The sequence below is a fragment of the Clostridium sp. genome (assembly GCF_036660475.1).
Lineage (GTDB): Bacteria > Bacillota > Clostridia > Clostridiales > Clostridiaceae > Clostridium_J.
Map to the genome: position 1 here is coordinate 290052 of NZ_JAVXAO010000002.1, position 25498 is coordinate 315549.

General features: G+C 32.0%; 33 protein-coding genes. All 33 read right to left on the reverse strand.

Annotated elements, in window-relative coordinates; translation table 11 throughout:
- Window position 1: 1 nt before the first annotated feature.
- Complete coding sequence (locus RSA29_RS04370) at window positions 2–1060, reverse strand: hypothetical protein (RefSeq protein ID WP_346942400.1); 1059 nt, start codon at window positions 1058–1060, stop codon at window positions 2–4.
- On the reverse strand, window positions 1061–1327 hold the full coding sequence (locus RSA29_RS04375) for a hypothetical protein (protein ID WP_346942401.1): 267 nt from the start codon (window positions 1325–1327) through the stop codon (window positions 1061–1063). It abuts the gene before it with no gap.
- A gap of 15 nt (window positions 1328–1342) precedes the next feature.
- A complete protein-coding gene (locus RSA29_RS04380; RefSeq protein ID WP_346942402.1) occupies window positions 1343–1741 on the reverse strand; it encodes a hypothetical protein in 399 nt (132 codons plus the stop codon).
- A complete protein-coding gene (locus RSA29_RS04385; RefSeq protein WP_346942403.1) occupies window positions 1731–3302 on the reverse strand; it encodes a hypothetical protein in 1572 nt (523 codons plus the stop codon). Before RSA29_RS04385 ends, RSA29_RS04380 begins: the two co-directional genes overlap by 11 nt.
- Before the next feature lie 9 nt (window positions 3303–3311).
- Window positions 3312–3662, reverse strand: coding sequence for a DUF6711 family protein (locus tag RSA29_RS04390; RefSeq protein ID WP_332661527.1), 351 nt, complete (start codon window positions 3660–3662; stop codon window positions 3312–3314).
- Window positions 3663–3676: 14 nt separating this feature from the next.
- Window positions 3677–7579, reverse strand: coding sequence for a hypothetical protein (locus tag RSA29_RS04395; protein WP_346944355.1), 3903 nt, complete (start codon window positions 7577–7579; stop codon window positions 3677–3679).
- Window positions 7576–7935, reverse strand: a complete 360-nt coding sequence (locus RSA29_RS04400; protein WP_346944356.1) for a hypothetical protein — start codon at window positions 7933–7935, stop codon at window positions 7576–7578. The genes RSA29_RS04395 and RSA29_RS04400 overlap by 4 nt, the downstream gene beginning before the upstream one ends.
- A gap of 77 nt (window positions 7936–8012) precedes the next feature.
- Window positions 8013–8411 (reverse strand): DUF6096 family protein, encoded by a 399-nt coding sequence (locus tag RSA29_RS04405; protein WP_346944357.1) that lies wholly within the window; start codon window positions 8409–8411, stop codon window positions 8013–8015.
- 61 nt (window positions 8412–8472) lie between these two features.
- The gene (locus RSA29_RS04410; RefSeq protein ID WP_346944358.1) at window positions 8473–8889 is read right to left on the reverse strand and encodes a phage tail tube protein; all 417 of its coding nucleotides are present in this window, start codon (window positions 8887–8889) and stop codon (window positions 8473–8475) included.
- Window positions 8890–8915: 26 nt separating this feature from the next.
- Complete coding sequence (locus RSA29_RS04415; RefSeq protein WP_346944359.1) at window positions 8916–9272, reverse strand: hypothetical protein; 357 nt, start codon at window positions 9270–9272, stop codon at window positions 8916–8918.
- Complete coding sequence (locus tag RSA29_RS04420; protein WP_346944360.1) at window positions 9269–9751, reverse strand: HK97-gp10 family putative phage morphogenesis protein; 483 nt, start codon at window positions 9749–9751, stop codon at window positions 9269–9271. Before RSA29_RS04420 ends, RSA29_RS04415 begins: the two co-directional genes overlap by 4 nt.
- Window positions 9748–10065 (reverse strand): hypothetical protein, encoded by a 318-nt coding sequence (locus tag RSA29_RS04425; RefSeq protein WP_346944361.1) that lies wholly within the window; start codon window positions 10063–10065, stop codon window positions 9748–9750. The genes RSA29_RS04420 and RSA29_RS04425 overlap by 4 nt, the downstream gene beginning before the upstream one ends.
- The gene (locus RSA29_RS04430) at window positions 10055–10372 is read right to left on the reverse strand and encodes a phage head-tail connector protein (protein ID WP_346944362.1); all 318 of its coding nucleotides are present in this window, start codon (window positions 10370–10372) and stop codon (window positions 10055–10057) included. The genes RSA29_RS04425 and RSA29_RS04430 overlap by 11 nt, the downstream gene beginning before the upstream one ends.
- A gap of 30 nt (window positions 10373–10402) precedes the next feature.
- Complete coding sequence (locus tag RSA29_RS04435; protein WP_346944363.1) at window positions 10403–10699, reverse strand: hypothetical protein; 297 nt, start codon at window positions 10697–10699, stop codon at window positions 10403–10405.
- A gap of 17 nt (window positions 10700–10716) precedes the next feature.
- A complete protein-coding gene (locus RSA29_RS04440; RefSeq protein ID WP_346944364.1) occupies window positions 10717–11691 on the reverse strand; it encodes a major capsid protein in 975 nt (324 codons plus the stop codon).
- 21 nt (window positions 11692–11712) lie between these two features.
- Window positions 11713–12363, reverse strand: a complete 651-nt coding sequence (locus tag RSA29_RS04445) for a DUF4355 domain-containing protein (RefSeq protein WP_346944365.1) — start codon at window positions 12361–12363, stop codon at window positions 11713–11715.
- Window positions 12364–12531: 168 nt separating this feature from the next.
- On the reverse strand, window positions 12532–13221 hold the full coding sequence (locus tag RSA29_RS04450) for a hypothetical protein (protein ID WP_346944366.1): 690 nt from the start codon (window positions 13219–13221) through the stop codon (window positions 12532–12534).
- 91 nt (window positions 13222–13312) lie between these two features.
- On the reverse strand, window positions 13313–13570 hold the full coding sequence (locus RSA29_RS04455) for a hypothetical protein (protein ID WP_346944367.1): 258 nt from the start codon (window positions 13568–13570) through the stop codon (window positions 13313–13315).
- A gap of 19 nt (window positions 13571–13589) precedes the next feature.
- On the reverse strand, window positions 13590–15152 hold the full coding sequence (locus RSA29_RS04460) for a minor capsid protein (RefSeq protein WP_346944368.1): 1563 nt from the start codon (window positions 15150–15152) through the stop codon (window positions 13590–13592).
- Window positions 15133–16560, reverse strand: a complete 1428-nt coding sequence (locus tag RSA29_RS04465) for a phage portal protein (RefSeq protein ID WP_346944369.1) — start codon at window positions 16558–16560, stop codon at window positions 15133–15135. Before RSA29_RS04465 ends, RSA29_RS04460 begins: the two co-directional genes overlap by 20 nt.
- A gap of 10 nt (window positions 16561–16570) precedes the next feature.
- Window positions 16571–17845, reverse strand: a complete 1275-nt coding sequence (locus tag RSA29_RS04470; RefSeq protein ID WP_346944370.1) for a PBSX family phage terminase large subunit — start codon at window positions 17843–17845, stop codon at window positions 16571–16573.
- Window positions 17823–18380, reverse strand: a complete 558-nt coding sequence (locus RSA29_RS04475) for a terminase small subunit (protein WP_346944371.1) — start codon at window positions 18378–18380, stop codon at window positions 17823–17825. Before RSA29_RS04475 ends, RSA29_RS04470 begins: the two co-directional genes overlap by 23 nt.
- A gap of 98 nt (window positions 18381–18478) precedes the next feature.
- Entirely contained in the window at window positions 18479–19048 is a 570-nt protein-coding gene (locus RSA29_RS04480) for a hypothetical protein (RefSeq protein WP_346944372.1), read from the reverse strand.
- Between the two features lie 174 nt (window positions 19049–19222).
- On the reverse strand, window positions 19223–19735 hold the full coding sequence (locus RSA29_RS04485) for a hypothetical protein (protein ID WP_346944373.1): 513 nt from the start codon (window positions 19733–19735) through the stop codon (window positions 19223–19225).
- Window positions 19735–21012 (reverse strand): DEAD/DEAH box helicase, encoded by a 1278-nt coding sequence (locus RSA29_RS04490; RefSeq protein WP_346944374.1) that lies wholly within the window; start codon window positions 21010–21012, stop codon window positions 19735–19737. The genes RSA29_RS04485 and RSA29_RS04490 overlap by 1 nt, the downstream gene beginning before the upstream one ends.
- A gap of 12 nt (window positions 21013–21024) precedes the next feature.
- Window positions 21025–21120 carry a helicase gene (locus RSA29_RS04495; RefSeq protein WP_346942834.1) on the reverse strand — a complete coding sequence of 32 codons (96 nt, stop codon included), beginning with the start codon at window positions 21118–21120 and terminating at the stop codon, window positions 21025–21027.
- 33 nt (window positions 21121–21153) lie between these two features.
- Complete coding sequence (locus tag RSA29_RS04500) at window positions 21154–21357, reverse strand: hypothetical protein (RefSeq protein ID WP_346942833.1); 204 nt, start codon at window positions 21355–21357, stop codon at window positions 21154–21156.
- Window positions 21354–21632, reverse strand: coding sequence for a VRR-NUC domain-containing protein (locus tag RSA29_RS04505; RefSeq protein ID WP_346942832.1), 279 nt, complete (start codon window positions 21630–21632; stop codon window positions 21354–21356). The genes RSA29_RS04500 and RSA29_RS04505 overlap by 4 nt, the downstream gene beginning before the upstream one ends.
- Window positions 21633–21636: 4 nt before the next feature.
- Window positions 21637–21804 carry a hypothetical protein gene (locus RSA29_RS04510; protein WP_346942831.1) on the reverse strand — a complete coding sequence of 56 codons (168 nt, stop codon included), beginning with the start codon at window positions 21802–21804 and terminating at the stop codon, window positions 21637–21639.
- A gap of 335 nt (window positions 21805–22139) precedes the next feature.
- The gene (locus tag RSA29_RS04515; protein ID WP_346944375.1) at window positions 22140–24542 is read right to left on the reverse strand and encodes a virulence-associated E family protein; all 2403 of its coding nucleotides are present in this window, start codon (window positions 24540–24542) and stop codon (window positions 22140–22142) included.
- 40 nt (window positions 24543–24582) lie between these two features.
- A complete protein-coding gene (locus tag RSA29_RS04520; protein ID WP_346942829.1) occupies window positions 24583–24900 on the reverse strand; it encodes a hypothetical protein in 318 nt (105 codons plus the stop codon).
- Between the two features lie 42 nt (window positions 24901–24942).
- Window positions 24943–25131: a hypothetical protein gene (locus tag RSA29_RS04525; RefSeq protein ID WP_346942828.1), complete on the reverse strand. Its 189-nt coding sequence runs from the start codon at window positions 25129–25131 to the stop codon at window positions 24943–24945.
- 43 nt (window positions 25132–25174) lie between these two features.
- Window positions 25175–25423 carry a hypothetical protein gene (locus RSA29_RS04530; RefSeq protein WP_346944376.1) on the reverse strand — a complete coding sequence of 83 codons (249 nt, stop codon included), beginning with the start codon at window positions 25421–25423 and terminating at the stop codon, window positions 25175–25177.
- Window positions 25424–25498 lie beyond the last annotated feature (75 nt).

Consider the following 25498-nt stretch of genomic DNA (forward strand, 5'->3'; position numbering starts at 1 on the left):
ATTATATTAACTCCTTTATTTTTTTATAAGATTCAATAGTGTAACTTTTTTCTATACTAGTGATATTAACAGAAGATATGCTTTTGATAGTAGATCCAGCAAAAATTTTACCAACATTATCAAAAGCACATAATGAACCGGCATTTGATAAAACGAAGGTTATTTGTGTGCCAACCTTAGAGAGAGTATTTTTATCATATTCTATAAAATTACAATCAAATCCTGAACCCACTTTACAAATAGAATATAAATTATTTTTATCTATACATATATTGCAATTAGTATAAACTGGAGTATTTTTAGCAACTAATAATAATGTGTTCTTGTCAACTTTAAGTATATTTGCAGATGCTGATATATATATAAATGAATCATCTGTGCAAATACTATAAATACCTATATTTGATGAATGTGTATAAACAAGAGACTTTGCTACTTGTTTCATAGTTATTTTATCAAATTTAATACATTCTAGATTTTTTTCTGATTGAATTGTACCATAAAAATAATTTCCATCAAAATCAATTGATGTACTACTACTTGCAATTGATGCATCTGCTACTAATGTACAATTTAAAAGAGATATTTTATATAATTTAGAATAAACAGAACAATGTATATATAAGTATTGATTATCAATAAAAATATCATTTATATATTGCATATAACCATTTGGCATAGTTATAGAATCTATTAATGTATTAGTCCAAGTGTTGTTTACCATATCATAACAACTAATATAATAATTAATAGAATCTGTGGTTACTACATATATTTTATTTTTTTCATTATTTACAGCTATACATCCTTGGACAACAGTATTCTCTCTAAATACTATTTTACGCGGTGTTGTTATGCTTTTATAAACTTCAAAAGTTCTAATATCTCTTATTATTATTTCATTCTCATACGATGTAGATATTATTTTAGTATCGTCAAATTTTTTAAGATTGCTATATGCTAAATTTGTAACTACGTTAGATTTAAAAACTGGTTCCATTATAGGTAAGTATTGTTCTTTATTTATATCTATTGTTGCACCTAAATATATTCTATCCATTTATTCCACCACCTTTTCCAAAAATACTGTGCCATTTTCAATTCCCCATTTATATTTTTCTTTAGTAATTGTGTCTTCAATAACACTAGCCTTAGTAATACCATCTTCTATGTTATTCATATTACTAGCACTTATTGGAGTTCCTTCTTCCGTAATAAGCCCTAATTTTGGTGTAAGTGTTATACTCCCATCTGGATTATTAGTTACATCGTAAGTTCTAGGCTTTTCAACTATTCTATCTTTCCATACTGTTTTTATATAAGCCATTTAATTCGCTCCTTTCTAAAATAACCTTGTATCATCCCCGCAATCTATAACCCCACAGAACTGTATACTTGCCTTTGCACTTCTTATTAGTTCATATAAAAGTTTAATATTGATTTCTAATCTATTTGCATCAATAAAACTAAATGGTTCTAATGGCCTCCATGTATTTTTAGTAGGAATCCATCCAGGTACCTCATGAAACTGATTTTTCAAACTCTCTATATTACTCTCAATTCTATTTAAACTATCAGCAAATTCTACATCTGCATAAGTTCTATCTACTTTAGTTTTGCCTATACCTGCAGTTTTACAAAGATATTTTAATTCATCCAATGTTTCAATAATATTAGATTCTACTCTGTTGAGATCTTCTGAATTATATATCCCTTCACTTGTCCATATCTTAGTTAACAATATTAATCCCTCCAATCAATGCAGATTTGCCTTTTAAATAACCTTGGTACTCATATTCTTGTTTAATAATTACAGCTTTTTTAGTCTCATAACTGTTCTCTATAGCCACAATATCTAATGTATCCATGGAAGGATTTTGTCTCCAGTTTGCAATGTAGAGTGCTCTCAAATTCTTTATGCTTATTATCCAACTTCCTACACTTGTAGCTACTGCAGAATTAGATATTAAAGTATTGTCTATCTTTAAAGTATCTCCGATTTCCACACTAGAATTATTGCAGATAACCTCTACACCATTTTCTAAATCACTATAGTATTTAACCTCAACATTTTTTATCAATGGTTCTAGTGAAATTTGAGGTTCTTTAAACATATTATCCATGTCTATAATTCCACTAGATACCCCTAAATTAATGCTTATCTGCTTAATATATAACTTGTTATCCACAACATAAACATTACACCTTGCTGCTATTGCAACCATCTGTAGTGCAGTCCTGCAACTTACTTTTTTAACAAGTCCAGTAGTACTTATACCCTCCAGTGTAGCATCTAACTCATAATCCATTATTCCTGCCTTCAATAAAATTGCTATGGCTACGGCCTTTAAATTAGTAGTACTGGATATCAAGTTTTCATATTCCTCACGGTCCAAGAAATCTATAATATTTCTTGCTGTAAATGTAGCTGTCATAGCCCCTTCGTCACTCTGCCATTCTTTTAGCCAGTAAGTCCCCATTTTACAATATTCAAAAGAACCATTAAGTTCAGTACCTATCTCGCACAGAACTTGCTGCCTTTGTTGCAAAAACCTATAAAACCCTTGTGGATTTAAGATATTAAACTCTCTATTATTGTTGTATACCACAAACTTAAATTCATCTGGAATTATATTAGAGCTTGTTAAATCTAATTCCTGAATCAAATTAGCATTAATTAAATTGTTGTCATCATAAACACGCACTACTCCAAAATCTATTCCTAATACCTTTGCCCTTCTGTATGACTTACACCATTTTTTAATCTTAATTAATATCTTCTTGTAAAGATATAAAGGTGTTTCTATTACAAATCTAGCTTGTGTATTGTTAGTTATATTTACAGTACTTATAATATTATTGTCTGCACCATAAGCCACTATATCAAAATCTACAGCATATTCATTGCAAAGAGTATCAAAGGTTATTGTAAGTCCCATAGAGCTATGAGTATTATTAAAGCTAACTTCTATACCTTCCGTAGTTGCAAATAAACTATCCTCTCCACATAAGGTATTGCTCCACCAACCAATTTCTCCATTTGATCCTTTAATATTAGAAGGAATAACAAAACTCCCATCAAGTAACCATCTATCTTTTTCAAGAGTGGCTAACTTATAGGAGCTTTCTCTTTCCTTATTAAACATTTGTTGCTTATCACTTAAATTAAACTCGGTAGATGTAATCACATTTTTTATATCACCATTTGCTGTAGTATCAGATATATCGAAGGTTACACGTAACTTGCACATTCTACTAGGCGCTACTATAGCATCCCTAAATTTATCACTTACACTTTTCATTAGTAACACCTACCTTTCAATAATATTAAATGTAATTCCCTTATATTTAGGTACACCTTTTACAAATGTAATCATAGGTATTGTTCTATCGCCACAATAAAAAGTACCAGTTTTGATTCCATTATCTTCTGGATCTACATATTGCACCTCGAAAAATATTTGACTCACAGCATTTAATAATATACTTGCCTTCGTTCTATCTAATAAGTTCCAACTTAACTCTATTTTTCTCTTAGTAGCAATACGCTCTATTATCATAGTTCCATTTGCATTTCTTTCAGCATTAGAAATATCCTGTATTCCAATTTGATAAGTAGAAGGAGTGGGAATTTCCACCCCATTTATTTTTATAAGCTCCATTCTAACCACCCCTTTTATATAGTTTTAATTATCATGTTATTACCTAGTCTTTGTTTTTCCTTAGCTGCATATGGATTAATAATTCTAGCTAATGTCGTGCCATCTATCTGAAGAATAATATCTCCACTTTTAGAATTATTACTACTATTACCACTGGTTAATTGACTTGTAAATTGCATTGCTGATAAAAACCCATTAGCTATTATGCTTTGCATTTTATCCATCCACTCTGTATTATTTTCAAGTGGTACGATAGCCTCTTTACCAGCTTCCCCAAATACACCTAAAGTTGCTCTGTCCACAACTCCACCTTTTGCAAAGTAATTAACTCCAACCTTAGGTACTTCCTTGGTTTCTGCATTAAATTCACCAGTCATATAAAAATGAGGAAGTTTAACTTTTAATGTCGCATCGAAATTATTAAATAGCCTTTCAATATTTTCTATAGTATTCTTTGCCTTTTTATAAATTTTATCTATTTCATCAGTTATATCCTCAGATACACCTTTAAAACTTTTCTTAAATTTATCTGTCATATTACTTGTATTATTTATAAAGTCTTCTATATTCTTTCTAGTTTCATTTAGATTTTTATTAACTTCCTTTAGAGCTTCATTAGATGTACTCGCAACATCTTTATACGCTTGTCCTTGTGCATCAGTACTTTCCTTATTAGCTCTCGCCATTGCATCTGTAGCACCTTCTACTGTAGTAACTTGGTTATCATAAGATGTCTTAGTTATATTCTCTATATGTGATCTATCATCATCTATTGCATCCCTTAACTCCTGCTCATAAACCCTACCTTGGTTAGTAGTATTCCCATGAGTTCTTAATAATTCATCAAGAGATCTTTGTTTAGCCCCAATACTCTCTTCATATTTCTTAACTTCGTCATCAATAGATGCTTTAAAATCAGCATTAGCCTTATCAATTTTTGATTTTTTCTCTTGATAAGATATACTATCATCTTTTTCTATTGTAGATAAATAAGCACTATGCCTAGCAACTCTTTCATCATACTTTAAGCCCTCGTAGTTAAGCATATCATCGTTAATACCTTGTATAATACCATACTGCTTCATAAATTCATTCTTCTCAGCCTCTGTTAAATCAGCATACATAATTTTGACCTCTTCATTATACATGGACTGATTTACGCTCATTTCAGCTAATTTCTCAGTATTATGTGTTGCTATGGCATTCATATATTCTTGTGCTGATTGAGATAACATTCCAAACTTTTCTGTAGATGATTGTGTTGCTAAATCTACTTCCTCAGCTAGTCTTGTAGCGTTAAAATGAATACTATCAAGATAAATGTTTACATTAGATGTAGCAGTTCCAAATGCAGTATCTGTAGTTTGCGCTGCATTCTCTGCTTGTAATCCTGCCGCTGCTGATGCATCTCCTATACCTTCAATAGTCTCCTCACATGCAGCATTATCATTCCACCCAAAGAATCCCTTGATTTTGTCCCATAGCCAGCCAACCTTATCACCTATCCACCCTAAAACTGATCCTAAAGCATTGGATATGCTAGTCCACCACCCAAATTTATCTCCTATATTCTTTACTACTACTACTAATGCGACTATACCACTTATCAGTAAAATGATTGGACACGCATCCATAGCTAGATTTAAAGCCATTTGTGCTACTGTTGCTCCCCCAGTAGCTAAAGTATGAGCTTTTGTTGCTATTGTATTCGTAATTTTACTGGCTGTATCTATAGCCCACTTTGTAGTACTTTTAATTAATTCTACACTTTGTTCTTTTAATGCTAAAGCTCCTTTAACAATTGAATCTTTTAAAGCTCCCATTGATTTGATAGGATGTAATATTATATTTTTACCCCACGCTATAAATTCATTTGTACTTGTTCTTATTTTACTACTAAGTGTAATTATTTGAGCAATAGCATTGGTTGCTATTGTACTACCTAGATTCTTTATAGCTCCTATACAAGTAGTTAATAAAGTTTTAGTCCATTTACTAAACTGAACTATATTATCACCTATATTTATTCCTAACCCATATAGCTTATACGCTAGTCCGCCTAATTTAGTAGTCGTATCTCCTATGCCAGTTACTATTCTAGTAAATTTCCATGCCGCCCATAGTACCAAAAAAACTTCTAAAACCTTATGACATTTTTCTATAACTATGGCTACTGCTTTAATTGCTCCAGCTACAATATTTAAAGTTAATGCTACTGCTCCTATAATTGTGCTACCGGCCCAACTATTCATGAAATCTGTAACAAACTTAATTGCATCCCTTATTATCTCTGCTAATATAGTTCCAACCAACATAACTATGTCACCTATAACATTAATAAATGCCTGTCCTCCTAAATCTAAGAACTTACCGAACCAATTGCCAGCACTTACAATAAAGTCCCTTGCTGATATCGCTAAGCTATTCATGGAATCTATAAACTTTCTTGTATATGGATTATTATCTGGATTAAGATAATTCCAAAAGTTGCCTAATGCTACAAGTATATCTCCACCTATTTGAAGAGCTACCCCGCCAATTGCAATTCCTACTTCTCCTAAGCGTTGTACAAAGGCCTTACCACCATTATCCCATACAGATAATAGAAAAACTTTTAAAGAGTCACAACTATACCCAAATGAATTTTTGAAATAATCCCATTTTGAAAGAAACCATTCTCCATAATTATCCCATGCTGTTTTAAGCGGACTTAATAATTCAGATAATATTCCTTGAACTTTATTATTTAATTCAATAAGAGATTTTTCTGTTTGACTTGTATCTATAACTGGACTACTTATTGTACCAATTCCCCCAACTCCGCCTGAACCTGCTCCTCCTCCTGCTGAGTCATCATCACTAGATTTTAAGGTGTTTATTTCATCAAAGCCTACTAAAGCTCCAAGCTTTTTCTTTGCCTTATCAGCTTTTTCACCAACACCATCAGTTGCACCCCCTAGGTTATTCATGGCTCCAGCAGCATCCTCTATTTCTCCACCAACTCCCGCAAAAGCCATTCCGCCTCCCCCATCAGAACCACTACCACTTATACTAAATCCTAATGAACTAAGTACCGAATTAAATGTATTGGCCATTGCTACTAACTTCCCCATAATAGTATTGATAACATTAATTACTGGAGTCAATACTGCTATTAATCCTTGACCTATGCTAGCTTTAAGCGATTGAAATTGTAGGCTCAATAATCTTACTTGGTTAGCCCATCCACCGCTGGTCCTAGCAAAGTCTCCATTAGCGGCACTTAGTGTTTGTGTTACATATGCAAGTCTTAAAGATACCTTCTCCTGCTGATTCATAGCCTCTGTAGTTTTACCAAAACCATTGGCTAAAGCATATGCATCAAGATTCTCTTGTGTCATTACAACACCTAACTCTTTAAGTGCTTCTGTCTCACCAGTAAATACACTTTTTAATTTTGTATAAGCTTCATCCTGTTTAATGTTATAAAATGATGCTACATCTCCTGATAAATTAGTAAGTGTTTCTGACATCTCTTCAGCTTGACCCACTGCAAACCCCATAGACTTAGACATAGCTCCAAAGTTACCCATATACTTTTTAGCCATAGTTTCAGATAGTCCTGCGGTATTAATAGCATTTTTAGCAAATTCATCTACCTTAGCACTCATAGATCCAAAAGTAACATCAACAACATTTTGTACTTCTGTAAGATTTGATCCTAAATCCAAACATGACTTAGTAAATTTAGCTATCGTTGCAATTGCAAAAACACCAGCCAACATTTTACCGAGTTTGTCAAATGTACCACTCATGCCATCTACACTAGTATTAACCCTACTTGCCATACTATCCACTTTAGTTTGCACTTGTGCTACTTGATTATTAAACTGTTTAGTATTAGCACTAATAACTACTTGCAATTCTTCTAGTGTCACTTATTCTCACCCCCAATCTGGTACTTCTGTGAATTTATTCTTTGTGCAAACTCTTTCATATGCTGCTTATTTATTTCTATCTGTGCATTTATTTTGTTTTCTTCATTATCCTTACTTTCTTCCTCAAATATATCAGCAAATATATCTAAGAATTGAATCGGTTGATTATCCTTACTTATTATGCATGCTGTACCATTAGTAATTAATGTAGAGAGTCTATAAACCATATCTGCTGTATCTTTTCTTCTTATTTCCCTTTTTCTCAGAAAAGAATCTCTTACTTTGGTTATTTCTTTAATTGTCATATCATAAAAATCACTTACGCTTATTCCGCAATCTAACGCATCATCAAGCAAATATTCTTCAATAAATTCTGTATATGTTTCTGGTGCTTTATTTAAAAATGGGGAAGTAGCATTTTCGCTATCTTCCCCTACTTTAAATTTTCTCCTTTCTCTTCTGGAGTACCTAATATTCCACTTTTATTAAGTAAATCCATCACTTCTTCAAATAAATTAAGTTGTGTTTTACCACTCTCAATATACTCATCCACTAAATCACAGGTCTTGTCAAAAGTCATTCCATGATGGTATTTTTGAAGTGCCCCCCATAGTATTGATACCTGGTATTTCAAAGAAGGTATCGGCATTTTACTTATTTTTTTCATATTGACTTTACCTTTGCCATCAACAGAGTTTGAAGTAGCATTCCCCATACCTAGTATTTCATCAAGTATATTGCCACCTAACTTTTCTTCTATCAAAATAGTTGAACTAGTTGTTAGCTTTAATTTATACTCTTTTTCTCCTACTGTTAAAACTTTATACATCATATAAATCTCTCCTTATCTATTTAAATTAATAAAGGACATACACTTAAGTACGTCCTATGGATTAAGCTTGCGCGGTTGGATCTGTTACTGCAATGTCTGATTGTAAAGCTAGTGATAGTGTAAAATCAATAGCCCCATTAACTCCGCCACCACCAAGTTTCACACTACATTGTGCTCTAAATACAAACTTTGTTCCATCTGGATAAGCTTGTTCGAAGTCTACTACAGTCTTATCATCTGCAAACTTTCTTAGAATTCTATATGGGCTAGTAGCACTATCATTCTTATACTTAAACTTATAAGCCAAATCTCCATAATCTCCAATACCGAACTCATATTGTTTAGTTGTATCCTCTAACGTTGTATTTTCTACCTTCTCTGGATCATTACCCATCTCAGGCACTTCTTTTAACCCCACTAGCTTTATAAAAGTACTCCCTGTGGATTTATAACTTAATGTAATTCCATTTGCTAACATTTAACATCATCCTTTCTAATTTAAAATTATTCTTTATATACAAACTCAGTCTCAGTATCTATAACACCTTCATACCTCATAACTTTATGTTTTAATCCACTAGTGTCTGAAACATCTTGACAAAATGTACGTTGTAGTCCTAACTTTGATAATTTCTTATCCACTTCTAATGTCGTAAATGAAGTGCTTTTGTTATGCCATATATCAACTCTATATCTTAGATATGACTTTGATTCTTCCCCATCTACCCATTCAGCGACTTTATTATCCTCTTCTGTATATTGAATAGCGGGGAATGTTGCCCAATCTGCTGGATAGCTATCACTTACATTAGAAGATATATCTTTAATTGCTGCATATACTTGGTCCTTAACATTAATCATCTACCTGCCACCTCCCTTATTTTCTTTTCTAAGTCACTTGCTATATTCTTTTTCACAAGTTCTTCATTATTCTTTAATGCTGGATACAAGTAAGGTTGAGCTGGTTGCCCTTCAATCCACCTAACTCCTACATCTGGAATATTAACCTTCCATTTATCTTGCTTATAGCTTAATTGTCCAGGATATTTATCTGTTACTGAGGTAGTTTCTCCTTTTTTACCAGTCCCAAACTCAACATATGGCGCTATTTCATAATTAGTTGTTACTGTTGCAACTATGCCACTATTTACTTCTTTCACATCAGTTGTAATGCTATTTCTCAAATCACCATTATCTACTGGACATAATAATTTTGCTTCCCCTTGAACCATCTTTATATTTTTTTCCATAGATTTCTTAAGCTCTTGCTTACTATTAATATTCAAGCTATCTAGTTTCTTTAGTAGCTTATCCATACCTTTTATATTTCCGCTATTCATACTATCTTCTCCAGCTCTATTACCCTATGTGAGTATCTTTTAATAGATATAATTTTATAGTCCGGTTCACTATCTTTAGATACATAAACACAAACTCCATCACCCTCTATTAATTCCATCTGTCCATCGTAAAGCATATTTAAAATATAATTAAGTCTTTCTCCATATATTTCAGCCTGCAACTTTCCACTTGCTGGAGATATATTAGCCTTTATTTCTATAGACGTTGAATATCCTGGATACTTACCACCCTCATTATCCCTTATGATTACTTTCTTTTTAATATAATAAAGCTTCTTATTCTTAATTCTCATTAGCTATACCTACCGCTTTAAGCTTTCTATATACTTTTAACTTAGATTGTACATTCGGTGGTATTTCATAAGTTACAGATATACCACCTTCACTCCTAGAAGCTTCACCCTCGGAACCTTGTCTATTATAGTTTATAACTGCAAGTTCAAGCTTTAACCCTTCCATTCTAGTTAATAAAGCTTTTCTATTACAATAATCCAGTATATCATTTTCAGCACTTTCTAAATGTAAGTTTAATTCATCATCTTTTGATATATCATCTTTCTTCATTCCGATTTTAATTTTAAACTTTTCTAATAGTGTCAATTTAACCGCCTACCTTTTAAAGGGCATGGATTACTCCACACCCTCTAATAATTTAATTAACTCATCCTTAGTAGCTTTAGATCCGAACTCAATACCTTTTTCACTACAAATAGCTTTTAGCTCATCGACCTTCTTAGTAGAGTATTCTGAAACTGTCGCTTCTACTATTATTTTATTAACTTTAAATCCATTGCCTTCAAACCAAGCTGCAAACCAAGGGTTGCTTGTCTCAGTTTTTCCACTCAAGAATACACAAGGACCATATTCACCGGTATACTTATTCTCTTCATCAGTAAACTTTATTTCGTATTTTACATTATCTTCCATTGATAAATCCCCCCTTATTATTGGACCTTAATATTTCTTAACACACCTGCTGCTCTAGTCTTTTTAAGAACTGTCGCTGCTATCATTTCCACTTCACCTTTTTTAACTGCTCCTGCTGTTTTAAAATCAGGTAACCAAGTCTTTATAACCTTACCACCCAACGGAGAAGCTGCATGCAATCCATCTAATGCAAATCTTGCTGCATAAATATCAGTTAGCCCTGTTTGAGCTGTTCCCACTGTTCTATTTACTATTGGAACTACAGGAAGCGTTTGAGAACCATTATAGAAGTATTTCATATCTACTAATGGAATTCCATTATAAGAATCTACGCTTCTTCCAAAGCCATCTACAGTTTTATCTAAGTAACCTAATCTTCTAGCTATAGATTTAATCTTTAATATAGCCTTAGTATTTGCCATTATCATATCTGGAATTCCATCTAATTCAGCTAGCATTGCATCTAAAGCATCTAAGAAGTCCTTTCCATTAGTTTCAGTTGCAGCTCCTGTGCTTAAATCTATTACTGCTGTTGTTCCGAGTTCCGTAACAGAAGCTACTAACATCTTATCTAATCCATCAAACCCCTTTACTGCCTTATCACCGTTAATAACTTGATTGTGGAAAGTATTAATAGTTGCATTGATCTTCTCTTGTAATTGGAAATTAACTTCATTTACTGCACCTGCAGTATCTGCAATTACTCTATCAATGTCAAAAGTTCCACCCATTATTTTTAAATCAACAGACTTCGGTTGTCTATCAGCAACTTGTGGAGTATATTCGGAGTTAATATCTCTAAATGCTGCTGTTGCTGGAGACTTTAATTGTGTATAGCCATATGTTAGTGTACTTCCTCCGGTTCCTGGTGATACAGTATCATCAAATATAATCTTATCTAATAATATTGACCCCCTTCTAAACTCGTCTACTACTGTTTGGTCAACTTTGTTGGCCATTCCTACTTTTGCTTGTGCTAATGTTATTGGCATTTTACATCATCCTTTCATTTTTTATTTATAATATTCTTCTAACGCACCTGTCATTGTTACTGGTGTAGTACCTTTTTGACCTCCTACCTTTGGATCTCCTTTTCCTCTTAACTTATCATTTACAGCTTTCTCTACTGCAGATTGAAAAGCTTTCTCTACTGCTTCAATGCTTTTATTGCACATGTCAGCATTTTCATAATTAAGAATATCCACTAGCTCTTTAGGCATACCTTTTTCTGCTAGAGTTTCATAAGCCTGTGCTTTTAGTTCTCTAGTAGTAATATCTTTTTCCCTCTTAGTAAGTTCTTCTACTCTCTTTTCTTCTGCATACTTTGCCTTTTCATCAGCATTCATCTTTGCCAACTTCTCGGCTTCTGTCTTCGCCGTTTCTAGCTTACTATTATACTCAGCTTCCCATTTTGCCTTTGCTGTTTCTTGAGCTTTGGATAATCTTTTATCAAATTCGGATTGATACCTCTTATCCTTTAATACATCATCAAAGCTCTTATCCCCACCTTCTTGTCCTTCCTTACCTTCAGTATCGCCCTCTGTATTAGTATTGTTGGTTCCAGTTTCTCCAGTTGTAGCAGTTCCCCCATTAGTTCCAGTATCTGGTGCTAACATAGGTCGATACCTACATAGTCCTAAGTTTATTAATAGTTTCGTATTCATAATTACCTCCCGCCCGATACATTGCTATTGCCCCATATCGTTCAAATATTTTATTCTAGCCTTTTAAAGCCTTGCTAAGGGCATAATAAAAAGCCTTAGTTTCCTAAGACTTAATTTTAAGTATAATAAAAGCACCTACATAAGTAAGTGCTTAATAACTTTTATATTTTATTTACCCGGTTTCCATTGATGCCCACATTTTAAACAAGTTACTAGAACCTTATTCTTTCCATGGCCTGCTGCTAAAACTCCATATGCTCCCACAGTTGCTACACCTAAGGCACCTTTTGCTAAACTAAATCCTTTTTTATTAGCTGTAATTGATGTACTTCCACATTTAGGGCAACGTGCCTCATTGCTATCATAATTCGTTTTATGAGAAACTTGTTTAGAAGGTGGTACTGTCCTTCCTGCCTTCCTTAGCCTTTCCATTTCAACTTTCCTTTCTTCCTTTTCATTTTTGTTTTTTTCTCTTATTATCTCAATTTTAGATTTATTTAGTTTATCTATATTCAAATTCTCTACTGAAAATCCTAAGTAACGCCTTAATACTGTATCAAATTTAATTAAATCCTTTTCTTTATCTATCTTAATTCTTATCATTTCATCACTTATAAGATGGATTTTAATAATATTATCGTCATATGTTACCTTTTTAAAATCTGTCATTGGAAAATATAATTTATAACTCCATATGAAACTCAAGTATAATCCATTAGGATATATTTCTGTATTGCATGTATCAATTTTTTTTAGATCTGGTGCATCTAATATTTGGGCTACTGTTGAACATCCAAGTTTCAATATTCCTCCTGATTCCTTCTTAAGGTCTTTAAATCTTTTCTTGTCTACTATCATAATTTTATCCCCCTATATCCCTTATGAGTATAATAATATAACAAAAATAGGAATAATAAAAGCACCTACTCTTTATCTAAGTAAGTGCCTTCTATTGATTATTCTTCTGATATAAAATCTCATCATATAGTTTATACAACTTCACGCCTAAATCATTAACAGTATCTTGGTTATTCATTCCATGCAACACTATTTCATCATTGATTAATAATTGTACTTCTCTAAAATTTTTAGTATCTATACTAAATTCAATATAATCGTCTGTTTTAATCCTCTTAATTATATATTGATTAACTTCCGGTACATTGATTAATAAATCATATAAACTTTTGTTTAATTTAAATTTCATAATAACTTCCCTCCCATCTTTATGGATTAGTCTGAATTAAAACTCCCGTATTAGGATTTATTGAAACCATACATCTATCTGTTACAAGCTTTATACTGTCAGAATCAGTTTTCCTTATTCTAACCACACCATTCAGGATAGCATCTTTAATATCATTAATTTCAACTCCACTTCTAGGTCTCCTGGTATCTGGGTCTTTCGATGTTCCAAATACTCTTTCTATAAAGTGCTTACTTTGTTCTGTTATTTTAATTCCATTTGAAGTAGTTAATCCCACAATATCAGCATCAATAATATTTTTATATTCTTTATACTGGCTATATGGAGTAAGAACCGATATCATATTATTTGATCTAGATTTTACATAGTCCTTAGTAAGTTTCCACTCTTCAATATTATTATACTTCAATTCTCTAAAATCTGTAAACGACTTAGGGACATCTTTCCCAAGTATTTCTTTATATTTTTTATATTGAATTCTATCAGAAGCTTTATTCTTAATCATATTCTGGAATGTTTCAGCTTGCTGCTCTCCATACTTACCTACTACATTCTGCTTATACCATTCATCATATTTCATATTACCTGGTACTGTGTAAGATTTACCGGTCTCTGGATCTCTTGCTCTTCTTTTTAAGTTGTTATACCATTCATCACCCATATAGGCTATAGTTGTACTTCTGCACCATGGATGTAATGGTGGTAAGTTTTCACCTGCGACACCTTTGCTTACATCAACACACTCTCCATCCATTTCCCTACAGTTTGTTGAAGTTCTTAAATCTAGTGTAGCTACAAATACATATTTCTCAATGTCACATTCCTTATAACTTTCTAATTCTGCATCATTAGTAATATAAGTTGTTTCTGTTCTTATAAGCCTTTCACTGGCCATCTTGCCATATTGACTTAATTCAGCTAATTCTAAAGCCATTCTTTTGGAGCTCTTACCATTCATTAGTCCTGATGTTATAGCTTCCTCTAGCTTTTTGGCTAATACCTCTGTATTACCCCATACTCTTTCTGAATAGTTTTTTCCGCTCCAATTATTCTTCAGTACTTCTTCTATTCTATCTATAGGCATAGGTGAAAAGTCAAATCCAAGTCCTGTACCTTTCTGTATGTCGTAGATGTTCTTATAGTAAGCATCATTAATATTATTAATATAGCTCAATTCCCCTTGTTTTAACTGCACAGTAGCTACCTTTGCAGTATTTATCCTAATGCTTTCTTTAAGTGCCTCTAATCTTGTAATCCGTGCTTTATACGCATTAGCATTTATTTGAGCCATCAAAGTTCTTTTTAACTCTACATCCTCAATACCATTAATTTTACTTCTAATGCTTTCAAGTTCCTTTTTAGGTATTTTACTATTAAGTATTTCCTTAGTTTCTTTTATACTTAACCCACTATCAAATTGAAACTTAAAGAATATCTTTTTAATATCACTATTAATATCTTCTATAGCTTTATCATGAGCATTATTTATCCTATAAACAGTTTTATCACTATTCTTATGATAAGACTCCATTCTCTCATTAGCTCTATCACTCCAATAGGAATTACTCTTCTTCCTCTTCATCTACCTCACCATCTTCTTCAGTAGATTTATTATATTTGCTATTGTTTTGTTGTCCAAACTTAAAGTCATATGACCCAAATGCTTTCTGCTGATCCTCAAGATTCTTTTCTTTTTCTTTATCTAGTCTTTTCTTTTCCTCTTCAATATCTATTTCACCATCAAACCTTTTAACTCTAGTTTCCCATGATATAAATCCATCTGTTTCTTGTGCTATCTTTGCCATTAATTCCTCATCCACTGGAAGAGTTCTCTTCATAGTAATATCTATATCACCCGAATTAACGACCTTAGCTTTTATATTTGATATATTAGACATTAACCTTAACCGTTGTCTTAAACCCTTCTTGAAGTATCTCTCCTTGGTCTTTCCGAGCCCTTCAAACCCTAGAAGCTTATACTTCATAGCTATTCCTGAAGAATTACCTACAAAATTTTCATCTGTAAGGCAAGGTACTTTACTAAATTCATGTATATCTTCTTTAATAGCTCTTTTTAATACTTCTGTTTGCTCTTCGTCTAATTGTTTAACTAACCACTTGGCATCCCCATTTTCATCAAGCTCTATTATTTTATTTTCCCTAAGGTATTTAACTGTTTCATTTACTTCATCCTTAGTATCCCCTAGCGATTGTCCAACAATTACTAAGAATGCATCAACTAACTGCTCTTTATCGTTTACTCTATCCGATTGAAGCTTGTTATAAGCATCTATTAAACTTATTACACCTTCAAAATCTCCTCTAAGTTTTTTATTATTTTGATATTCAACTATAGGTACATCTCCAAAATAATGTACATCTCTGTCTTTTTCTTCTGGAGTTTTAGTTCCTAAATCACTAAAAAAATAATGTATAACCTCATTATCAGTATATACATTCACATCATAGCCTTTACTTGTATCATTAATATCTAACTTCTCAATATATGTTACTGCAAACATTGGCTTATGTTTTACTGTAGTATCTGATACTAAAAAAGTATTTAAAGGACTAGATACCGCTAACTCTGAATAGGGTAATTCATCATCATTCATGTATAGTAGTTCATATCCTACCCCCATAATAGATATGTCTATAGCAAGTTCGTTATTGTGACTATCTTCATCTATTTCAGTAAATATCTCATTGAGTTCATCTGAACCCTCACCCGCATAAGATACTGGAGCTCCAAATACATAACCAACAGCTATATCAGTTATATATTCTGCATGATTACATACTAACTTATTGTTAGGTATATTAGGGTTATCAAATCTTCTATTTAAAATCTTATGTTCTCCATCATAATAGTTATTTAGATGATCATACCTTTCAATCATAGCTTTATGATTATCAATACATTTAATTAACAGTTCTATTGGTATACTCCCATCTTCATTAAGCAGTTCTCTATCTTTATAAATTGCCATTCTAACCCTCCTACCTTATTCCAAGTTTTGATTTACTACCTACCCCAATTTTAGAATTTGTCATATCATCTTCTAAACTATACCTAAGTGCATCAATCAAGTGATTGTCCTTATCCACTGGTATAGGTAAAACATTCCCATTCTTATCTTCTTTATATTTATATTTACTAATCTCTGTCTTAAAGTTTTGACACCTAGGATGTATTATTATTTCTAATCCTTGTAGGAACTTAATACCATACTCGATACTACCTGGTCCCTTTTTAGCTGCCTTTGCATTTACTCTTAGTTTTTTATATTCAGCTATGGACTTAGGTTCAGCACTATCACATGTAACTCTACTCTCACCAGCTTTTTCTTTTACCTTAGGTGCTGATTCATCATTAAGTAATCCTACTGCTTCAATTTCATCACAAATATAAAGCTTTTTACGTGTTTTATCTAAATGTGATTTTATATACGCAAATGGATCATCAGCAAATCCCCAATCGACACCATGCCTATATTTATCAAATGCACCTTCAATATCAGTGAAGTCTTGCACTTTCCAATTTCTAAATATAACCGCTCCAAGCACACCCCAGTTACCTAATGTATAAACTTCATAGTAATACTTGTCAGTTTCATTCTCTAATGCTGCTATATCATCTTTAGTTAGAAACTTATTATCCTTATATGTAGTTTTAAGTATACTTACATTATTCTTCTCTACATACTTCTTATCATCTTCCCATATATCAAAATAAGAAGAGTATAGCCAATGATCCTTTAATATAGGATTGAAGCTTAGAGTTAATCTCTTTGTTACTTTACTTCTTCCCCTAAGTCTCTTATCTAGTTGTTTCACTGCTTTATAATCTGTTTCTGTGGCTTCTTCAACCCATATATCAGTTATTACGCCATCTATGGGAGTTATTGACTTAATCTTTTCAACATCATCAAGTCCACAAAATAATATTTGCTTTTTATTTAGCTTACAAGTTATTATCATATCTGTTTTATTAACTTCAAAGTACTCACTCATCCTAAGATTACTTATTGCTTTTGTTATTTCATTAAGGCATGACCTCTTGATAGTACTTTGCACATTCCTAACAATAAGATAATTTCTATTACCGCTTAATACATCTAATACAGTTCTTTGGGCCAAAGAAAAAGACTTACCACTGGAGCTTCCTCCAAAGTAAATCTGATACCTATTATTATTCTTTAATTGATGCTTAATGTATATTGAATTAAATACTTTTGAATCAATACTTATATTAATCCCCATAGTCTTCACCATCTATTGTTATGTTAATTTCGTTAGCTATAGCTCCACTGTGTTCAACTTTATCCTTAAACATTCCTAAATGCTTACCAAGTAGCTCTAAGGCTTTAACCTTATCATTTAATTTTACCTCTATGCCATTAGTACCATACTTTATACCCGCTATTGCTTTCTTGCTATTCTCTGTAAGATTATTAGTTAATTCTAGTTCAACGTCTTTATACATTCTAGAATTGCCATCATTATCTACTACTGGTATTCCGTTCACTAACACTGGCTTTTCTACAATTTTCATGTAATCTGGACCTTTAGCTGCTGCTATTGCATAAAGTTCATTTAGAACAAAATCTTGTGTTATTTCGGTTCTTTGTTCTCTATCTTTCATTCGCTTTTGAATATACTCTTTAACTCTAGTTTTACCTAGTAATTCAGAACCTATTTTATCAGGATATTTTGTTTTATACCCTGCTCTAATTGCTGCTTGTGTGGCATTTAAGTCGATTAAATACTCATCACAAAATATTTTCTGTTTTGATGTTAACTTGGCCATAATGCCACCTCGCTTTCTATATATAGTGTTACTTGTCCACATTATACACAATATGTTGTGTATAACATAAAAAGAACTCCATTTTTAGAGTTCTTTTACTATTTTATTCCTATAAATTTTTTAATATCCTTCAATTCTTTATGTATCTCATCAAGCTTAACCTCATGTCCAGGCGCTTGCATTAAAATATTTTTCACTTCAATCTCATTTTCAATCTCATTTTCAATCTTCTTTAATACCCTTAAACACATATTACTGTAGCCATTGGAATACATTAACTTTTCCTGCGCTACTAATTTAATAAAGATTGAAACTACCATTAACCCCGAAGCAATCTTAAGTAGTATATCATATGCTACTTCAAATGGTATCCTAAAATCATTTGCAAACGCTAACATTATTGTAATTATCAATGTAAACCCCGGTATAAATATACCTTCAATGTTAAATGGTTTACTATGTATAATTTCATCATCTACCTTTGCCATTTCAACTAATAGCCTATTTTTTGAAGATATTAACCTTTTATAATTTTTCTCTAACTCATAAATTAAACTTTCATAATCTGTAATAATTACCTTTTCTTTTGAAATATTAAACTGTTCACATATACGACGTTTATACTTATGTATGTGCTTATTTTCATGCTTATATGTACGCTTCTTCATCTCATCACCTCTTATTTTACATTTCTATATAAATATAAAAAATCCTTCTAAAAAAAGACACCTATATCTCTACAAGTGCCTTTTTATATTGGGGTTTAGGGGGGAATCTAATTTTTCCATAATATCATTATCTCACGTTTAAATTATTATTAAAATATCATCTTTCTATCATTTTTATATCATATCCAATTTTAACCCATCTATTCCAAATAATAATATACTTAGTTCATTAATCATTTCATTAACCCACCTTCTAACTGTAATTACACCACAGTTAAGTTCTTCCGCTATTTGTTCATAAGTTTTTTCATAGAAATAGTATTTTTCTAACGCTTTGTATTTTTCACTAGAACATAATCTATATTGTTTCTTTCTCAACTGCTCCATAGCCATTTCTATATGTGCTATCATTATTAAGGTTTTACTCTTACTTCTTCTAATACTAGAAATGTATAATTCATCTCTATCTGTAATGTCTCCAAATTCTCCTAAGTCACATTCAAGGCTGTTAACATCATCTATGGCATTATTTACATGCGTTTTTAAATCATTATAATGTTTTAACAATAACTTAGTGTTATGAAATACATTCCTTTTCTGCTCCTGCTTCTTCTCCTTATCATATTCCCTTATAGCCTCTTTAGTAGCTTTTTTTATTGCTTCATCTACGTTATATCTCTCTTTCACTATATCACCTCATTTTTAACTTCTTTTAATCTGGCTTTAACTGCTTCCAGTAATACATTTTGATTTATTTCTTTATTACCTAATGATTTCATAACATCTTCATCAACAGTACCTTTACTTATAAGATGGTGTATGATAACTGTTTCCTTTTGACCTTGTCTGTGTAGTCTTGCATTAGCCTGTTGGTATAACTCTAAGCTCCAAGTTAATCCAAACCACACTATTACATTACCACCATACTGAAGGTTTAAACCATGTCCTGCACTTGCTGGATGTAGAAGTAATATATTAGTCTTGCCTTCATTCCAAGACTTAATATCATCACTACCATTTAGTTTCCTAGGTTTATAATTCTTTGATTCTAAGAATTTTACTATTCTATCATAATCATGTTTAAAACTATAAAATATTAATACAGGTTTTCCATTGGCTGCTTCAATGATTTCTAACAATGCTTTAAGTTTTTCATCATGTACTTCTATAACTTCTTTAGTCTCTGAATAAATTGCACCATTAGCTATTTGCAATAATTTATTTGTAAGCACTGCTGCATTGGCTGCAGTAATATCATTTTCATCAAGCTCTATAATTAAGTCCTTTTCAAATTGCTTATATTTTTTCTTAGTAACTTGAGATAGATTGATATTTATTATATTATCTATTCTTTCAGGTATATCTAAATAATCTTTGGCCATCATGGATATACAAATATCATTTATCTTATTATGGATTGTATCTTCTGCACCATCTTTAAGTCTATAATTATAAACTACATGTCCACTCATTTGACCTGGTGTAAAATACTGTTGTCTATAGCTAGTAATTGTTTTACCTAATCTTCTGCCACCATCCAATAAATATATTTGTGGCCATAGATCTATTAAGCTATTAGGTGCTGGTGTACCAGTAAGTCCTACTATTCTTTTAAAATATGGCCTTACTTTTTTAAGTTCCCTAAATCTAATTGACTTAGAACTTTTAAAAGAACTCAACTCATCTATAACACACATATCCCATTTCCAGCTACTCCAATATTGTTTAACCAACCATTCTACATTTTCTCTGTTAGTAACATAAATATCAGCATCTTCTTCAATGGCTTTTGACCTTTGCTTTGGAGTTCCTAAAACCTTAGATATTCTTAAGTGTTTTAAGTGATCCCATTTATCAACTTCAGTGCTCCATGTATCTTCTGCTACCCTTAAAGGTGCTATTACTAGAACCTTTAAAACCTCACTAAGGAATATTAGATTATCAATTGCTGTAAGTGTTGACACTGTTTTACCTCACTAGCCCATACCCATATCTAGAAGCAATGCTGAAGCATCATGATCTATAACATGATTAATTGCATATTCTTGATAAGGGTGAGGTTTAAATTTCATATAATCACCTTCTTTCTATTATCGAATTAAGAATTACAACTCTAATTCTTTAACTGTTTTTCTATTTACATCTATATAAAACTCTTTATCATTTCGTTCAATATTTTCAGCTATATCTACTATATCGTCACTCATTTCGACACATTCTACAGCATAATCTGTACATTCATCTGCTTCCATTGGTATACAAACTATAGCCTTAATCAACACTTCCATTTCACAATATTTTTTACTCATAGAATTACCCCCTTTACAAACATATCTACTTTTTCTATTGTATCTATAATCTCAACTCTGAACCCTAAAGCTCTTAATTCTTTAGCTCTATATTCTTGTAATGCTCTTAACTTTTTACCTGGTGCTTTAAGTTCTACAAATATTATTTTTCCTTGCGGTAATAGTACAATCCTATCTGGCACTCCCGACATTCCAGGACTAACGAACTTTAAAGCTTGACCACCTAACAATTCAATTTGTTTTTTAAGATATCTTTCTATTTTACTCTCTTGCACTTTATCACCTACGATTTTCAAATTCTTCTTCAAGCTTACGTAAACAAATTGAGCATGTGAATATATCAAATCTTTTATTATAGAATACCGAATCTTTAGTTTTGCAATCAAAACATTCTTTACCTAATGCATATTCATCATTCTTATAAATTTTTATATTCTTGTTTCTCATTTTTAAAAACCCACCTTATTATTTTAATTTTAAGGATAGAACAGTATGGAACAATCTCTTGTTCCAACTTCAAGCGTTGATATCACAGAGTTTGCATCTATTTTTAAGACTACTGGAACAATGGAACAAACTTTTCCCTATAAGTATAAATACGCGTGTTAGGCATATATAGGTATATATAAATATTTATAATACCCCTAATCATATAAATACTACTAATACTATAATAGTTTGTTCCACTCGTTCCACACACCCTTTAAACCCTTGTTATAACTAACTTTTCAAGTGGAACAAAGTACATATAAAGTTTGTTCCACTTTGTTCCTTTGTTCCATTTACATAAGCCTTTCGTAAAATCTTTGCTTGCCATATTCTTTTATTCTTGCTGTTTTTTCTGATTTACTCCACCCTTTAAGCTTATTAAGTATACTGTTGATTTCAATAGAATCAGTTTTTCTCATATCAGCCTTATTTTTATCAAAGCACTCACACCATACCTCTAGGGCACATACTTTATCTCTTTTAATAACACCTTCTTTAAAATCACCACCTGCATAGAACTCTTTTCTTCTGTACATATCTCTATTTTCCCAATCCTCAGGTATAAGCTTATCTAGATACTCTAGTATAAGTCCTTCTTTTTCGCTTATCTCTCTATGTGCTTCTTGCTCTACTTTTGCTAGTTTCTCTTGTTCTTCTGTTAAGAATAAAGTTTCCTTTTTGTCTTTCCATAGAACTAGTGCCTCAGCCCATATCTGGTCTAACTCCTTTGGTAAATCTACATCTACACTTTTAAGTCTTCCTTCTTTTCTTACTACCACAGGCCAATATCTTCTATCGCCGGTATCATCTTTTAGGAAATCACTTTTATTTGTTGTACCCGCAAACACACATTGTCTCTTTAAATAAGAACTTCTTTTATCATAGGCAAGCCTTGTCCTATCTTCTTGAGAAGTTATAAACCTTTTAATAGCATTAGACTCTGACTTACTAAAAGCTTGTAACTCTCCAAATTCAATAATCCACGAATTCATTAATTTCTCTATAGCTTGATTGCCTTCTACATCTTGGATTGAATCCGTAAACCAATCCTTCGCAAGAATCTTAAAAAATGTACTCTTTTTAAGACCTTGGTCTCCAGTTAGTACTAACATATAGTCAAATTTTATACCAGGTACTAATATTCTAGCTACTGCTCCACATAGCCACTTCCTTGCGACTAATCGTAGATATTCACAGTCTTTAGCTCCCATATAATCTATAAGCAATGTATCTATCCTCTTTACACCATCCCAGTTTAAAGTATAGAGATAATCCCTTACTGGGTGATATGAATTTCTCGTAGTAACTTCCCTAAATGCATCATCACAGTTCTGCTTTGACGAAATATTCCACACTTTAGACATATAAATCCTTAAGGAGCTATCATCACTATCCTTCCATTCACTTAAATCACCAACTTTGCGCCAAGGCAATTTATTAAGTACACAAACTCTATTTGAAAACTCATTGAGTGCCATACTACCTTTTAAATTTTCATCATTAGATAAAATTAAAACAAAATTATTAGGTGCATTTTCCAAAACACCCTGCTTACTGTATGTTAGTTGTCCTAACCAGGCATCATTATCCTCAACAATTTCAAAATCCTCTGATGCTTGCTCTATATTATCTCTTCCTAGTTGAACTCTTACTTTTTTATCACTTGCAGCAAACTCACTCATTTTAGTAAAAGAAGGTAATCTATTTATTGGAGTATCTTCTTTTGCGTTATCATCAAGTTCACCAAATTTGTTAATCCTAACTAAATCAAATGCATTACATAAAACTCCACTCGTAGGATCAGTACCATGATGTGAGAATGTAAATTTATCATCATATACTACAACCCCGCCTGTTGTACTTCCTTCTGCATATGTGTACCTAGTTTCATCTGCACCAGGTACATATACATCATTTAAAAACTCTGCTATTGCTTCTGTGATACTATAAGTCCTACAAAAGGCTCCTATAATACCCTTCTTTTCTAGTGGGTCCTCTTGCTTTTTAATAGCACTTGTTACCTTAGCCCTTGCTCTACTACTCTCTGGCCAGTAACTAACATCTGTCCAATCTAAGTATCTACTAAGAACATCTTCTGGGTTTAACCAGGCTAAATCCTGAACCTTGAATATATAATCTCCATCATTACTAGTTGATGGCCAATACATTAATCTACTAGGTTCATAAGTAGTATCATCGAATTGATCTATTCCTAAATCATTTGCTATCATTCGAGATATTGCTTGATATTCATCCGGAAGCACTGGTCTACTTAACGGTATTACTAATCTTAATCTTTGGTTATCATGTGCGTGTGTATGTGTGGAATACATAGCAATTGAGAAGTCATATAAAAGCTCTATACTGGACCACACATCTCCTATTACATAATCTAAGTCTAATGTAAGTAAAGTTCTATTTGCTACGTTCTCTGCTTTACGTCTACCACTTTTAAGACTTCCACCAACAAATCCTCCAACATCCTTAATTCTATCCCTATCAGTTTTAGGCATCTTCTTATACTCTGTATATGTTTCTGGAGTCCTAGTCGTATTTGTAAGCTTGTCTATTAATTCCGACCAAAGCATGGTTTTATTCTTCCAGTGAGTTTCTTTTTTACTTTTCCCAGTAGCAATTGCTATGGATCCATCATACTTAATATTCACTTTTACACTATCATCTGTTTTTGCATCCATGACTTCCCTCCTTTTCTTGTCAATTTCATTGAATTGTGAACTATAATTTTTCTATTTCGACATCACATTCGTTATCTTCATCTATGACATTTATATTTATAGCTTTTTCGTATTGATCTTGTTCTTCATTTAAAAAACATGGCTTACATCCATCTATATTTATATTTCCATATCCTTCATAAAAACTTTCACCAAATCTTGCTCTTAGTTGAGCTAAGTGCTCTGCATGTTCTTCGTAATTAGAGAACTTATACATATGTTTTCTGAAATCTTCAAGCCATTTTTGATCTATAACATTTTCATCAATTTCGATTTCATACTCATCTACTCTTGTAACTGTACATTTAAATTTCTTCATTTTCACTTCCCCCTTCTCAGTTTTCTTGAATTGTGAAATAGATTAAATGTCTATCCCTTGCTTTTCTGCTTCATTTACAAGTCTATCTATAACATTTTTATAAGCTAACATTACAGAATTATAATCTTCTCTACTCATTGCTCTTCCTAGTGTTTGAGCCATTTCAATCAAATTTCTTTGTTCCATAACCCCTATTGTTTCATATTCTACTTTTATATTTTTCTCTGACATTTTATTAACTCCTTTCCAATGCACAATTCCTACAATTTAAGAATTATCTTGGTCTAAACTTTAACTTTTCAAGATGCTTTGGATAACTCTCCATAACTTCATAAGCTGTAATATTTCTTCTTTTGAGTATTAACCCTAAAAGTGACTGAAATGTATCTAAAGTTTCTTCTACAACTTCATCATCAGTACCCGTTTTTATAGCTGTCATAAGTTCATTAAGTTCTTCAATAACCTTATCTGATTGTTCTTCATTTGTTACGCTGCTTAAATCTATATTTTTAAGTTCTATCATTTAAGTATCACCTCTTCCTCCAACCCACCATGCACAAAATAGAAATCCAAGATTAAAGGCTATAATAAACATTAG

Excerpts from the sequence above, each read along its gene's own strand:
- RSA29_RS04425 (WP_346944361.1), bottom strand. The coding sequence starts at position 10,065 with ATGAGAATTAAGAATAAGAAGCTTTATTATATTAAAAAGAAAGTAATC.
- RSA29_RS04420 (WP_346944360.1), bottom strand. The coding sequence starts at position 9,751 with ATGAATAGCGGAAATATAAAAGGTATGGATAAGCTACTAAAGAAACTA.
- RSA29_RS04515 (WP_346944375.1), bottom strand. The coding sequence starts at position 24,542 with ATGGATGCAAAAACAGATGATAGTGTAAAAGTGAATATTAAGTATGAT.
- RSA29_RS04525 (WP_346942828.1), bottom strand. The coding sequence starts at position 25,131 with ATGTCAGAGAAAAATATAAAAGTAGAATATGAAACAATAGGGGTTATG.
- RSA29_RS04495 (WP_346942834.1), bottom strand. The coding sequence starts at position 21,120 with ATGAAATTTAAACCTCACCCTTATCAAGAATATGCAATTAATCATGTT.
- RSA29_RS04460 (WP_346944368.1), bottom strand. The coding sequence starts at position 15,152 with ATGAAGAGGAAGAAGAGTAATTCCTATTGGAGTGATAGAGCTAATGAG.
- RSA29_RS04465 (WP_346944369.1), bottom strand. The coding sequence starts at position 16,560 with ATGGCAATTTATAAAGATAGAGAACTGCTTAATGAAGATGGGAGTATA.
- RSA29_RS04405 (WP_346944357.1), bottom strand. The coding sequence starts at position 8,411 with ATGATGTATAAAGTTTTAACAGTAGGAGAAAAAGAGTATAAATTAAAG.
- RSA29_RS04415 (WP_346944359.1), bottom strand. The coding sequence starts at position 9,272 with ATGATTAATGTTAAGGACCAAGTATATGCAGCAATTAAAGATATATCT.
- RSA29_RS04385 (WP_346942403.1), bottom strand. The coding sequence starts at position 3,302 with ATGAAAAGTGTAAGTGATAAATTTAGGGATGCTATAGTAGCGCCTAGT.
- RSA29_RS04435 (WP_346944363.1), bottom strand. The coding sequence starts at position 10,699 with ATGGAAGATAATGTAAAATACGAAATAAAGTTTACTGATGAAGAGAAT.
- RSA29_RS04390 (WP_332661527.1), bottom strand. The coding sequence starts at position 3,662 with ATGGAGCTTATAAAAATAAATGGGGTGGAAATTCCCACTCCTTCTACT.
- RSA29_RS04470 (WP_346944370.1), bottom strand. The coding sequence starts at position 17,845 with ATGGTGAAGACTATGGGGATTAATATAAGTATTGATTCAAAAGTATTT.
- RSA29_RS04445 (WP_346944365.1), bottom strand. The coding sequence starts at position 12,363 with ATGAATACGAAACTATTAATAAACTTAGGACTATGTAGGTATCGACCT.
- RSA29_RS04500 (WP_346942833.1), bottom strand. The coding sequence starts at position 21,357 with ATGAGTAAAAAATATTGTGAAATGGAAGTGTTGATTAAGGCTATAGTT.
- RSA29_RS04450 (WP_346944366.1), bottom strand. The coding sequence starts at position 13,221 with ATGATAGTAGACAAGAAAAGATTTAAAGACCTTAAGAAGGAATCAGGA.
- RSA29_RS04370 (WP_346942400.1), bottom strand. The coding sequence starts at position 1,060 with ATGGATAGAATATATTTAGGTGCAACAATAGATATAAATAAAGAACAA.
- RSA29_RS04475 (WP_346944371.1), bottom strand. The coding sequence starts at position 18,380 with ATGGCCAAGTTAACATCAAAACAGAAAATATTTTGTGATGAGTATTTA.
- RSA29_RS04480 (WP_346944372.1), bottom strand. The coding sequence starts at position 19,048 with ATGAAGAAGCGTACATATAAGCATGAAAATAAGCACATACATAAGTAT.
- RSA29_RS04440 (WP_346944364.1), bottom strand. The coding sequence starts at position 11,691 with ATGCCAATAACATTAGCACAAGCAAAAGTAGGAATGGCCAACAAAGTT.
- RSA29_RS04520 (WP_346942829.1), bottom strand. The coding sequence starts at position 24,900 with ATGAAGAAATTTAAATGTACAGTTACAAGAGTAGATGAGTATGAAATC.
- RSA29_RS04530 (WP_346944376.1), bottom strand. The coding sequence starts at position 25,423 with ATGATAGAACTTAAAAATATAGATTTAAGCAGCGTAACAAATGAAGAA.
- RSA29_RS04455 (WP_346944367.1), bottom strand. The coding sequence starts at position 13,570 with ATGAAATTTAAATTAAACAAAAGTTTATATGATTTATTAATCAATGTA.
- RSA29_RS04375 (WP_346942401.1), bottom strand. The coding sequence starts at position 1,327 with ATGGCTTATATAAAAACAGTATGGAAAGATAGAATAGTTGAAAAGCCT.
- RSA29_RS04510 (WP_346942831.1), bottom strand. The coding sequence starts at position 21,804 with ATGAGAAACAAGAATATAAAAATTTATAAGAATGATGAATATGCATTA.
- RSA29_RS04410 (WP_346944358.1), bottom strand. The coding sequence starts at position 8,889 with ATGTTAGCAAATGGAATTACATTAAGTTATAAATCCACAGGGAGTACT.